At 36.9% G+C, this 12,007-nt stretch carries 12 protein-coding genes; 2 read left to right on the top strand and 10 right to left on the bottom strand.

Annotated elements, in window-relative coordinates:
* Positions 1–50: 50 nt before the first annotated feature.
* The 6 genes from GWI59_RS13570 to prmB form a co-directional block, all read right to left on the bottom strand.
* The gene (locus tag GWI59_RS13570) at positions 51–947 is read right to left on the bottom strand and encodes a hypothetical protein (protein ID WP_006533358.1); all 897 of its coding nucleotides are present in this window, start codon (positions 945–947) and stop codon (positions 51–53) included.
* Between the two features lie 327 nt (positions 948–1,274).
* Positions 1,275–1,547: a YfcL family protein gene (locus GWI59_RS13565; RefSeq protein WP_006533359.1), complete on the bottom strand. Its 273-nt coding sequence runs from the start codon at positions 1,545–1,547 to the stop codon at positions 1,275–1,277.
* 153 nt (positions 1,548–1,700) lie between these two features.
* Positions 1,701–2,255 (bottom strand): elongation factor P hydroxylase, encoded by a 555-nt coding sequence (locus tag GWI59_RS13560; protein WP_109847235.1) that lies wholly within the window; start codon positions 2,253–2,255, stop codon positions 1,701–1,703.
* 19 nt (positions 2,256–2,274) lie between these two features.
* A complete protein-coding gene (locus GWI59_RS13555) occupies positions 2,275–3,075 on the bottom strand; it encodes a sulfite exporter TauE/SafE family protein (protein WP_161724909.1) in 801 nt (266 codons plus the stop codon).
* A 168-nt stretch (positions 3,076–3,243) separates the two neighbouring features.
* A complete protein-coding gene (aroC, locus tag GWI59_RS13550) occupies positions 3,244–4,329 on the bottom strand; it encodes a chorismate synthase (RefSeq protein ID WP_072063207.1) in 1,086 nt (361 codons plus the stop codon).
* Positions 4,330–4,413: 84 nt separating this feature from the next.
* Positions 4,414–5,346, bottom strand: coding sequence for a 50S ribosomal protein L3 N(5)-glutamine methyltransferase (prmB, locus tag GWI59_RS13545; protein WP_161724906.1), 933 nt, complete (start codon positions 5,344–5,346; stop codon positions 4,414–4,416).
* A 382-nt stretch (positions 5,347–5,728) separates the two neighbouring features.
* Here prmB and GWI59_RS13540 point away from each other — a divergent pair, with 382 nt between their 5' ends.
* Positions 5,729–6,283 carry a Dps family protein gene (locus GWI59_RS13540; protein WP_072063209.1) on the top strand — a complete coding sequence of 185 codons (555 nt, stop codon included), beginning with the start codon at positions 5,729–5,731 and terminating at the stop codon, positions 6,281–6,283.
* 152 nt (positions 6,284–6,435) lie between these two features.
* On the top strand, positions 6,436–6,978 hold the full coding sequence (gene smrB, locus GWI59_RS13535; protein ID WP_109399875.1) for an endonuclease SmrB: 543 nt from the start codon (positions 6,436–6,438) through the stop codon (positions 6,976–6,978).
* Positions 6,979–7,063: 85 nt separating this feature from the next.
* Here smrB and sixA read toward each other — a convergent pair whose 3' ends face one another.
* The 4 genes from sixA to GWI59_RS13515 form a co-directional block, all read right to left on the bottom strand.
* Positions 7,064–7,537, bottom strand: a complete 474-nt coding sequence (sixA, locus tag GWI59_RS13530; RefSeq protein WP_161724903.1) for a phosphohistidine phosphatase SixA — start codon at positions 7,535–7,537, stop codon at positions 7,064–7,066.
* A gap of 386 nt (positions 7,538–7,923) precedes the next feature.
* Entirely contained in the window at positions 7,924–10,083 is a 2,160-nt protein-coding gene (gene fadJ, locus GWI59_RS13525; RefSeq protein ID WP_202608847.1) for a fatty acid oxidation complex subunit alpha FadJ, read from the bottom strand.
* Positions 10,083–11,387, bottom strand: a complete 1,305-nt coding sequence (fadI, locus tag GWI59_RS13520; RefSeq protein ID WP_006533377.1) for an acetyl-CoA C-acyltransferase FadI — start codon at positions 11,385–11,387, stop codon at positions 10,083–10,085. The genes fadJ and fadI overlap by 1 nt, the downstream gene beginning before the upstream one ends.
* Before the next feature lie 235 nt (positions 11,388–11,622).
* A complete protein-coding gene (locus GWI59_RS13515; protein WP_006533378.1) occupies positions 11,623–11,919 on the bottom strand; it encodes a YfcZ/YiiS family protein in 297 nt (98 codons plus the stop codon).
* Positions 11,920–12,007: the final 88 nt, after the last annotated feature.

Below are 12,007 nucleotides of genomic sequence, written 5' to 3'. Positions count from 1 at the left end.
GATTGGATGGCTTATAATTGCATTGGATAGCTTTTTACTCTTTGAATACCTTACTTTTTAGGTAATATACCGTAAGATTGAAATTTACCACTCTCTTCCATAAAATGGTTGTAATACTTGTTGTCTTCTACCGAGTCTTTCACCACTCTATTAGCATACGTGCTAGAGACAGCAAGTGTCGCCTTATAAAGTTTATCTTTTAATGCGTTATGGATCTTTGGATCATCACTTTCTTGAATTTGATTTAATAATGACACTAGCTCTTCTGCATCGGCTTGAATATCAGGATCAGTAAATTCTGCTGTCGGTAACATATAGTCTAAATCAAGGTTAACAGAATCGTTATACTCATCTTCTTGAGTAAACGGAGCTAAATCTTTACTGTATTCCGCTGAAATATATTTAACAAATTCAGGTTTATCAAAGCATTTATTTTTTATACTACCGTCATTATTTTTATTACGAGTACGGATCTCATTAGGAAATGGCTCACCTAAAGCATAAGTACACTGAAAAACATTACCGTCAATTAATGTGGCATTAGTGCTACGCACTGGAAGTTCAAATTCATAGCCATTAATAATAACGGGGTAATCAACAGGTTTAAATTGGTTTGTTTTTCCCTTTACGGCATAAACTTCAGAAAGGGTGTAATACATGAAATTATCAGGATTTAATATGCCACCGTTATTATGATCATAAACCATAAATCGAGCATTATTACCGGCGCTATCTGTTAAATTATGTTCACCTGGAGACAGCGTTATGTAACCATTTTTACCCGGCTCAACCTGATATTCTTTACCATCAACGTTAAAACTAATGACTTTCTCGCTTGGATTACTGTAATAAAACTTATTCTTTTTATTATCTAAATCAAATTGATCACAAGCAGATAAAAATAAAACAGCACTAGTCAGTAGGCCTATTTTAAAGAAATTTTTCATCGTATCGTTATCCTTATCATAAATATTCTATGCAAATCATTTGCATCCCGAGAAACATTCCTAAAAAACATTTAAAAGTAATTTTACAGAAATGGCAAGGAGTTACAAAAGATAGCACTATTATGCTTAATCAATGAGAGATACATCGACTTTGAAAAATCAAATAAAAACAATTGATAAATAGTGAGGATCAATTTTTGTATAAAAACCAGTCTAATTCAACAGCAAATATCCTAAATATAACTTAAGTGTCATTATTTTAATGAGATTTTAAGAAAGAAAAAACAACCGATTTATGCCGGTTGTTCTCTTAATCGACATGCCAAATTAATTAATTGAGTTAACTAAATCATGCCATGTAGATAAAACTAACGCTTGATCTGGAGGTGAAAGTTCACCTGCTTTTATCGCCTTTTGAATGCTCTCTTCTACACGCGCTCTTAACGCTTCTAACTGTGTGTTATTTTCTTGCTCTAGTTCAGCAATAGCTAGTGTAATATGACCTTGTAAATACCCACCTGCAAATAACTCATCGTCAGTGGCATGTTCAACACGGCTATCAATTTTATCTAATAAGTACGCTTCATACTCAGAAAGCATTATTTATCCTCAATATATAATGTTGCTATCTTTTATATTTACCTTGTATTAGCAAAGCATAAATACGTGTGTTCCAGCAACCTTACTACTTCAGACTCCACCCTATTGGGTAAAACCTTCACAGTGGATAGGCGATAGTTATTCTCGCAATCCTTAATTAACTAAAGGATTTTCCTGATAAGGAAACATCTCTTCCGTTAGCTCTGGGGTATTGTAAAACAAATGTAACGCATTAATAAATAGCTGTGCACGAGGTGGTGTGTTTTTGTCTCGTAAATAAGCGAGAACTTGTTCTCTCACTTTATTTCTAAATTCATAACGATCAGGTTCAAAGTTACCTTCTAAATTGTCACAACTAACATTAAAAGGATAACCAGCAGCTTGGCAGAATAACCAATCTAATGCTTGAGGTTTGATTTCTACAATTTCGAACTGTCTTTGAGTAGTTTCATCTCGTCCATCTGGGCAATACCAGTAACCATAATCAACTTGTTGCCGACGAGCCTCTCCGGCGATACACCAATGCGATATTTCATGTAATGCGCTGGCATAAAAACCATGAGCAAAAATAATTTGATGATAAGGAGTCTCTTCATTTGCTGGCAAATAAATTGGCTCATCATCCCCTTTAACTAAACGGGTTTGGAAACTTTCGCTAAAACATTGATTAAAGATATCAATTAACTGTTGATAATGATGTGCTGACATTTAAAAAAACCATTTATTCCTAATTAAAAAGTGCAGAGAACCAAAGTGCAATAGTATCACCATGATTGTCATTAATGAGTTTGATGCTCATCAAAAAGGAGATAATGACCAACATAGGTCTTATTAATTTTTGCCCTTTTGTTAAGACTAAACCTGCACCTAAGCGAGCACCAATAAACTGCCCACAAAGCATAACTAAACCAATAGTCCAAATAACCTGCCCACCAATAATAAAAAACAGTAAAGAGCCAAAATTAGAGGTGAAGTTGAGTAATTTAGCATGAGCTGTTGCTTTTGAAAGATTATATCCAAGTAACATGACATAACCTAAAGCGAAAAAAGAACCTGTACCCGGCCCAAAAATACCATCATAAAAACCGACACCGCCGCCTAATATTGCACCAAAAGTATAATAGCCAATACGTTGTTTACTGTCTTGAGCACCGATTGATGGAGTAAGAAGAAAATAGAAACCGATGGCGATGGTAAGAATAGGAAGTGCTTGTTTAAGAATTTCTGGATTAATAAACTGTACCAACATAGCACCAGAAACGGCACCGATAAACGTCATTAAAATGGCAAATCGCTGCGCTTTTAAATCAATCACTTTTCGACGTATAAAGTAGAGCGTAGCCGAAAATGAGCCACCTACTGATTGCAGTTTATTCGTTGCAAGAGCCTGAACAGGCGAGATCCCAGCGGATAACAAAGCTGGAATAGTGATTAATCCACCACCACCAGCAATTGAATCAATAAAACCCGCGATTAAAGCCACCAAGAAGAGAAGAAGGTAGATGCCATCTGAAAAGAGCCAATCCATTTATCTATCCGAATTATTAGGAATGAAGGACGTGTTGCTGTGTTTATCTCATTTATTTAAAAAAGCCACAACAACACGATCTGAGCATAATAAAATTAGGCGCTCACACCTTTAAAGCTAACATGAAACTTACAACAGTTTGTCGACTTCGTTATTGACTTAGAATGATTACCATTGCATTAGCGGAGGTACAACATCACCACATTGACCACGTTGGCGCAATGCATGATCGAGTAATACAATTGCCATCATTGCTTCTGCAATAGGGATAGCGCGTATTCCCACACAAGGATCGTGACGACCTTTGGTTATCATATCAACTTCTTCACCATCACGATTAATCGTTTTGCCTGCAATAGTAATGCTAGACGTTGGTTTTAAAGCAATATGAGCAACAATTGGCTGACCACTGCTAATTCCACCTAAAATGCCACCTGCATGATTACTGGTAAAACCATTCTTAGTGAGTTCATCTCTATTTTCAGTGCCTTTTAATGTTACAACACCGAAACCATCACCAATTTCAATTCCTTTAACAGCATTGATACTCATTAATGCGTGCGCTAAATCTGCATCTAGTCTGTCAAAAACAGGTTCACCCAATCCTACTGGCACCCCTTCTGCCACCACAGTCACTTTTGCACCAATCGAGTTGCCCTCTTTTTTCAATGCGCGCATATATTCATCTAGCGCATCTAAACGCGAAGGATCAGGACAGAAAAATGGATTACTTTCGACAATAGACCAATCAACAAGCTCACACGTAATTGGCCCTAATTGAGATAGGTAACCTCGAACTTCGATACCCAATTTCTCTTTTAGATATTTTTTTGCAATTGCGCCAGCGGCAACACGCATTGCTGTCTCACGAGCAGAAGAGCGTCCACCACCACGATAATCACGTAAACCATATTTTTGTTCGTAGGTATAATCAGCATGACCAGGGCGAAAAACATCTTTGATTTCACTGTAATCTTGAGAACGTTGATCCGTGTTTTCAATCAGTAAACCAATGCTTGTTCCTGTTGTAACACCATTGAATACACCTGATAAAATACGAACTTGATCAGGTTCACGGCGTTGTGTGGTATAACGTGATGTTCCGGGTCTACGTCTATCTAAATCAACTTGTAAGTCGGCTTCAGTTAAAGGTAATCCAGGAGGTACACCATCAACAATGCAACCTAATGCAATACCATGAGACTCACCAAAAGTTGTGACTCTGAATAATTGTCCGATACTGTTTCCTGCCATCCCTTTATTCCTATCTTTTACTGTGTGATGTTATCAATATGTTATTTTCAATAAATAACAATCTACCGTCTCATTACTGTTACATCAACGTTTATCAATAGAAAAACACGCTGAATATTCGACGAGCTGTTCACGAGTCAGCATAAAGACACCGATTCCACCATTTTCAAACTCAAGCCATGTAAATGGAACCTCGGGAAATTGCTCTATAAGGTGAACCATACTATTACCCACTTCACACACTAAAATACCTTTTTCACTCAGATAGTCAGGGGCTTTTAGTAAAATTTGTCTTGTAATATCTAGGCCATCAATACCCGAAGCTAATGCTAATTCAGGTTCAACTTGGTATTCATCAGGTAAATCACCCATATCTTCGATATCAACATACGGAGGATTTGTCACAATAATATCGTAAGGCGTTGGGACAAGAGCGTTAAATAAATCTGATTGCATTGGATAAACACGATGCACTAACCCGTGGTTTTCGATATTAAATTCAGCTACTTCCAGTGCATCTTCAGAAATATCAACTGCATCGACTTCCGCCTCTTCAAACTCATGAGCACAAGCAATCGCAATACAGCCACTACCCGTGCATAAGTCGAGAATACGTGTTGGCTCTTGCTGAATTAAACCATCAAAATGGTTATTGATTAGTTCACCAATAGGAGAGCGAGGGATAAGAACACGTTCATCAACATAAAATTCGTGACCACAGAACCAAGCGCTATGAGTTAAATAAGGAACAGGGATCTTTTGCTCAATTCGGCTTTCAATAAGTGTAATGATTTCCAGTTTTTCAGAAGTTGTTAATTTAGTCGATAACAGCACATCTGGAATATCTAAAGGAAGTGCGATAGTTGGCAATACAAGCTGCAATGCTTCATCCCATGCGTTATCTGTGCCATGACCATAATAAATATCAGATGAATTAAACTGACTCATAGCCCAACGTAGCATATCTAGGATCGTGCTCAAATCAGCAACTGCTTCCTCTTTTAGTGTTATATCCAAAATGGTTGTCCTCTGAAGAAATGGAAAGTCTGTAGTTTGCCATGAAGATAATGATAAATCAGCGCTAAGAAATAAAAAAAGGAAACATTACTAAATAATTCTCTCATCCCCCAATACTACAAAAGGACATCTAAATAAAGTCATATAAACTAAATAAAAACAATCAAGCAAAATTAAAAATTATCAAATTATAAAAACAAAGAATATTTGTTTAATTTTTTGACTTTAGCTAGAAATAATGAAAAAGGGGATCATACTTAAAATCATAAATTAATTATTGAGCAGAAAATAAATTACATCAAAAAATATTCATTCTCTACTTGTTATTTTCTTGATTAGATTGCTCTCTCAATAATCTTTCTTTGATTTTTAGGAGATAAGAATGAGTAATAAAAAATTAACCCAGTCTGAAGTTAATGATGCACATAAACTCCAAACTCGTTCTCTAACAACCCCCACAGACCTAACCCCTAAAGCAACAAAAGAGGTCGGTGCTGCAATGAATGCAATTTTAGCTGATGTTTTTGCATTGTATTTAAAAACAAAAAATTTCCACTGGCACGTAAGTGGCCCTCATTTCCGTGATTACCACCTAATGTTAGATGAGCAAGGTGACCAATTATTTGCAATGACTGATCCTATTGCAGAGCGTGTCCGTAAAATTGGTGGTATGACATTGCGTTCTATTAGTCAGATTTCAAAAATGCAACGTATCAAAGATAATAATGCAGAATTTGTCGAACCTTTAGATATGCTTGCTGAATTATGTCAAGATAACCAATCACTTGCAGCCGAATTAAGAAATGCGCATGTGGTGTGTGATGAAAATAATGATATATCTACTGCAAGTTTAATTGAAAATTGGATTGATGAAACTGAACGTCGTACATGGTTTTTATTTGAAGCCTGCCGACGTGCTGAAACCTCAGGCCATTAATTCATCTATTTGCTAGCTATGTGACTATTTCGGCAGGGTAAATTCCCTGCTTTTTTTTATGTTAAATTTATAACCTATACTTTTTTATCTCTGACACTATTTCATGTACTATTGCCTTATAAAAACAGTAACACTATGAAGAATCGTAAAAAATGAATAAAAAATTTTCATTACCACCTTCTGAAATTGAGTTATTTCAGGAGATGATAAAAGGCACTAAGAAATTACCTCAAGATAAAATACTTCATTCACCAAAACGTAAGAAAGTGACACACTACACTGTTGAACGTCTTCAACAAGAACAAGTTGATGCCTCTTATTATTTTTCAGATGAATTTCAACCTAACTTAGCAACAGAAGGCCCAATGCGCTATTTAAGAGAAGGCGCTAATGCTTATGAATTAAAAAAACTACGTCGTGGCGATTATACACCTGAATTTTTTCTAGATTTACATGGATTAACACAGCTAATTGCAAAACAAGAGATTGGCGCATTGATTGCGGCATGTAGACGAGAACATGTTTATTGTGCCTGTATTATGCATGGGCATGGCAAACATATTTTAAAACAGCAAACACCACTTTGGTTAGCGCAACACCCTGATGTTATTGCTTTTCATCAAGCACCAAAAGAATGGGGAGGCGATGCTGCATTATTAGTTTTAGTAGAAAACGACGATCTTGCTCGCCGCTAAACCAAAACTCTATTGCATTAACCCTTAAATCACCTATCGGGTGAAATAAGGTGTTAATTACTTACTCAGCTAATTCATTTAAATTTTATTTCAATGTCGAAGGTGATACTTGCCATAACAACGCCCCTGTACCTTTTGATAAATCAAAATCAACACAAGCAATAGTTGATGTTGAAAACATAGGAGCACATACCGCCGGACAAAGTTCAGCAACAACATAGCCAACCAAAGGTAAGTGAGAAATAACAAGAATATTTTTATATCCTGTATCCCCCAAGGCACGTAAGTAATGTGCAATATGTGAAGGATTTCCTCCGGGGATAAGTCCATCATCAGTTTCTATTTTACTAGGTAGTGCTAAATCGACTTTTACTGCTTCCAATGTCTGTTGAGCACGTAAATAAGGGCTGACTAAAACATAATCGATAGTATGTCCCTGCTTTGTCATCCATTCAGCCATTTTTATTGATTCATTTTTTCCACGATCAGTTAGTGCTCTTAGTGCATCGCTGGCAGCATCAATGGCTGCTTCTCCGTGGCGCATAATAAAAATTTGCATAATAAATTATTAAACCTATTTTATTTTTGTAATTACTGGTATTTACACTTTTAAGATACTTAATTTAAATCAATTTAAATCAATATATCCCCATCTAAAATCTTCAATACCCTAATTGCAATAGCATTATTGATCTTTTTAAGATCATACTGTTGGTTTGCAAATTGACATCATTTTTAGAATCTTATTTTAAAAAGCTTCGTTTTTAAATTTATGTTCAAATAACCATTTTGCCATATCTGGCTATCATTGACACTTTCGACCTCTTTTTCCATTAAAAATTCATCAATTATTAATCTGACGCAAAAACCACAAGAAAAAAGGCGCCTAAGCGCCTCAATCAAAACAAATGTCACAAAAGGAAAAAGCAATGGTAAGCGATGATATTAATCGTAAAAACGTTCATTTCGTTTAGCCATTTCAACTAAACGTTCACAAGGGCGAAATTTTTCTCCATATTTATCGGCAAGTTGATTAAGCTTTTCTGTCACCTTTGTTGTTCCCATACTGTCCATATAACGGAATGGGCCACCAAAAAAAGGAGGGAAACCGATACCAAATACAGCCCCTATATCACCATCTCGTGGTTGCTTTATAATATTTTCATCTAAACAACGAACGGCTTCATTTAGCATTAATAATAAACAACGTTCTGTAATTTCAGAGAAAGAGTGTTGTTTTTTAGGCTTAATTTGTAATAGTCGATATATCGTTGGATCAGGCTGTTTTTTGTTTTTACCTAATGAGAAAGGTAATGCATGTTTTGCATAAAGATAAAAACCTCGTCCATTTTTACGGCCTTTTCTATTATCAGCAATAATGGCATCAACAGCAGGAGGAGAAGCAAATCTTTCACCAAATGCATTTACTAATATCGGCGTTATTTTTGTACCGATATCAATACCTACTTCATCTAATAACTGAATAGGCCCTACAGGGAAACCAAACTGAACAAGTGCTTTATCAATATTTTCAATAGGTTCTCCTTGTACTAAGCATGTCAATGCTTCACTAATATAAGGAGCCAGAATACGGTTAACATAGAATCCAGGTTTATCACCAACAACTATTGCAACTTTACCCTGTTTTTTAGCAAAAGCGACTGTTGTAGCAATGGTTTTTTCATCCGTACTTTCATGTGGAATAACTTCAACCAAAGGCATTTTTTCCACTGGACTGAAATAGTGAAGTCCGATCACTTTTTCTGGGTATTTTGCTGTTTCAGCAATTTTATGAATAGGAAGCGAAGAGGTATTTGAAGCAAAAATAATTTTACCTTTACCTACTTCTTCAATATCTGCAACCATCTTTTGTTTTAAAGCCAAATCTTCAAAAACCGCTTCAACAACAATGTTTGATTGATGAAAACCACTGTAATCTAAAGAGCCAGAGAGCAGCCCCATTTGGCGCTGACGTTCGCGTGCAGATAATCTTTTTTTACTCACTTTAGCTGAAAGCGCTTTCCAACTATAATTGAGTGCCTGAGCAATTCCCTTATCGCTGATATCTTTAATTCTTGCTGGTAAATTACCTTTTGTCGCTGTAACAAAGGCAATCCCTCCCCCCATTAATCCACCACCTAAAATACCGATATGGTGTAAATTATCTGGCTTTTCAGATGATCCTGTTTCATTTTTAAGTGCCGTAGAAGCAAAAAAGAGATGCCTTAATGCAGATGAAACTGGAGTCATAGCGAGTTCACCAAACGCATTAGCCTCTTCTTTAAACCCTGTTTGAATATCCTTTTCAAGACCTCGTTCTATAACATGAAGAATACGCTCAGCTGCTGGGTAGTGGCCTTTTGTCTTTGCTAATGTGCGTTTTTTAGCTTGCCCAAACAGTATATTTCTCCCTAAAGTTGTGTTTGCCCAGAAACGATCCATCATCGAATGCTTTCTCTGCTCTTTTTTACCCGATAAAATCCATTTAGCAGCAACTTCTAATAAAATATCTTGTGAAACAACATCATTTACAAGACCTAATTTTAAGGCTCTTTTCGCATTAACTTGTCTACCCGTTAATATCATATCTAACGCGGATGTCACACCAATAAGACGGGGTAAACGTTGAGTTCCGCCAGAACCCGGCAGTAATCCAAGTTGCACTTCAGGAAGCCCTAAACGCGTTTTGTTATTATCAGAACAAATTCGCCCATGACAAGCTAAGGCCAATTCAAGCCCTCCACCAAGACATGCGCCATTGATAGCGGCCACAACAGGTAATGGATAATTTTCGAGTTGGGTAAAAAGGTCTTGCCCTGCTTTTGCGAGTGCACTCGCCTCTTCTTTAGTTTGACAACCCGCAATCATGGAGATATCCGCACCTGCAATAAAATTATCTGCCTTACCTGATGTGATAATTAATCCTTTTACACCAGAATGTTGTTGCGCTTGTTTCAAAACATCTTGGAACTGCTGTACAAATTCTGCTTTTAGTGTATTTACTTTTTCACCAACAACATCAATGGTGATAACACCTACTTTGTCATTACGAACTGAGAATTGAAAAACAGATGATTTTTCTAGTGTTGTTTGTTGTTGTTCCATTATTCCACCTCCAAAATCATCGCAGCACCCAATCCACCCGCTGCGCAAGCAGTGGTCAACCCAAACCCTCCACCTCGTCGTTTAAGCTCATGGAGTGTCTGTGTGACCATTCTTGCACCAGTTGCAGCAAATGGATGTCCATAAGCAATAGAACCACCTAGCACATTAAACTTATCCATATCCACTTCTCCAATCGCCTTGGATAATCCTAGTTGCTCTTTAGCAAACCGTTCACTACCAAACAGTGTCAAATTACTGAGTGTTTGTGCAGCAAAAGCTTCATGCATATCAATTAACGTTAAATCACTTAATGCAAGACCTGCGCGAGAAAGTGCCAGTGGTGTGGCATATGATGGCCCCAATAGCATATCTTTCCAGACATCTGTCGCTGTAAAAGCATAACTGCGCAAATAACCTAAAGGTTGATAGCCAAGACTTTTAGCAACAGATTCTTTCATCATTAATACAGCGGCTGCACCATCGGTTAATGGCGTACTGTTTGCGGCAGTGACACTACCATGGCGGCGATCAAAAGCAGGTTTTAACTTGGCGTATGAATCAAGAACGGAATTTTTACGAATATTGTTATCTTGATGGAAACCTTCTTTGTAAGGCGGGAAAAAAGCGGTCATCACCTCATTATCTAGTTTTCCCATTTCCCATGCTTTAGTTGCTAATTGATGAGAACGATGCGCTAATTCATCTTGAGCAACTCTGGAAATATGATAAGTCTTTGCCATTTGTTCTGCCGTATCTCCCATACGTAATCCAGTTGAGTATTCAGCAACGGCTGGTGCTACAGGAAGGAGATCACGAAATCGTAATTGGCTTAAATAACTTAATCGTTGACCTAATGATTTGGCTTTATTAAGGCTTAATAAAACATCAGCAAGTTTTTTACTCACACCAATAGGCAACACTGAAGACGAATCTGCACCACCAGCAATACCAACAGATACGTGCCCAGCCATCATACTTTCAGCAATATTAGCTATCGCCTGAAAGCTTGTTGCACATGCTCTTGTTACACTATAAGCATCCGTTTTTACACTTAATCCTGCGCCAAGCACAATTTCTCTGGCAATATTCGGTGCTTCAGGCATTTGAACCACTTGTCCAAAAACAAGTTGATCAATAATTTCAGGAGGAATTTCATTGCGAGTTACTAATTCTTGAACCACTGAACGCCCTAATTCAACCGCAGGTATTCCTCGATACGCAGTCGCTTGTTTAGCAAAAGGTAAGCGTAGCCCGCTGACAATAGCGATGCGATCTTTCATAGCACTGTTCGTTGATGACTTCATAACGGCTCCTGACAAAATGATTTCCTAGCACCAAAGAGGTCTGACCTGATAATAGTGTTAACAAAAAATTCACTTTTCAGAAACGTTATTTTACAAGAAGTGGGAGTTAGCGCTCAATATTTCGATGAAATGTCTGAAACTTAACAATAATGATAGAAAAAGATAATAACGTGATGAAGGGATATAAAAAAGGCTGTTGAATTTCAACAGCCTTAAATCTAGTTATTTCAGTGGATTAGCGTAATCCCAACTGAAAGATTAAGTTTTCTGCTTCACAAGAGAATGTAAAATCAGCGGTAAGTTGAACACCACCATCAACATCAGCAAATTGTTGATTGATTTTGCAAGGCTCTGAAGCGATAGATTGTGCTTTTGCACTGAGTTGATCTAACATTGCTTGCGCTTGTACTTTATCAGCGAAGACATGCTGATATGACGCTGTGCAATTCTTATTGTCAATAATAGTACCCACATCTACACAACAGCAAGCAGCGGTTTCTTCTGCACTACAACGATTAATTGCGTCTGCCATTTTAGTCTCCCAACGAAAGAAATGTTAATTATCTATCATAATCGTAAAAAAATAAAATAAACTGCTTTAGCTCAAATTTTATTACAAT

This window comes from Proteus sp. G2673 (assembly GCF_009915125.1).
Classification (GTDB): Bacteria; Pseudomonadota; Gammaproteobacteria; order Enterobacterales; family Enterobacteriaceae; genus Proteus; species Proteus penneri.
The sequence above is the reverse complement of the archived record's forward strand: the minus strand, read 5'-3'. Positions and strand labels throughout refer to the sequence as shown.